This is a genomic window from Microcystis sp. T1-4 (genome assembly GCF_000297435.1).
Lineage (GTDB): Bacteria > Cyanobacteriota > Cyanobacteriia > Cyanobacteriales > Microcystaceae > Microcystis.
In genome coordinates this window covers 1-564 of the sequence record NZ_CAIP01000374.1, presented here as the reverse complement: position 1 = coordinate 564, position 564 = coordinate 1, and the positions used below count along the sequence as shown (strand labels likewise).

Below are 564 nucleotides of genomic sequence, written 5' to 3'. Positions count from 1 at the left end.
AGAAGTAAAATCCACTTCTATAGCTAAATCGGGAGGAGGATCGACAGTTAAATCAATTCTCTCTTTGCCTAAAATTGACTGTCTATTATCAATATAAAAACAGGTATCTGGTTCTACTCCCGCTTCTCCAGGCATTTTCAAGGTAATCGGATCAAAACATTGCCAGTCTTTACCTTGACGACGGAGGATAATTTTTACTAAATCCCTTAATGTATCAACACGATTGCCATGACTTGGTAAAGGAGACATAAGCCGAATTTCTTGCGTTTTGCGATTAAAATAGAGTTTGGGATAGGTTTTTTGGAGACGTAAACTCAGCAATCTTTGGTAATCTTCCCAAGTCTGATGCGGAAAAATAACTTGACTGCCCGGAGATAAAGATAAAGTATTTTCGTTGAGAGTAATTAGTAGCATTTTGGTAATTATTTTTAGTTTGTCAGATCCCCCCGCCTATCGGCATCCTCCTTATTAAGGGGGGCAGGGGGGATCAAGGGGGGATTAAGCTCACTTTTATACAAAAAGTGTTTTAACTAAAATTCTCTAAAGCTTCAAATTGACGTAAGG

Annotated in this window: 1 protein-coding gene; it reads right to left on the bottom strand. The window is 38.3% G+C overall.

Translation table 11 applies throughout. The annotated features are described in order from the left end of the window. Nucleotides 1–414, bottom strand: a 414-nt coding sequence (locus MICAI_RS17605) for a Uma2 family endonuclease (protein WP_039900470.1), incomplete at its 3' end; no start/stop codon positions are given. Nucleotides 415–564: the final 150 nt, after the last annotated feature.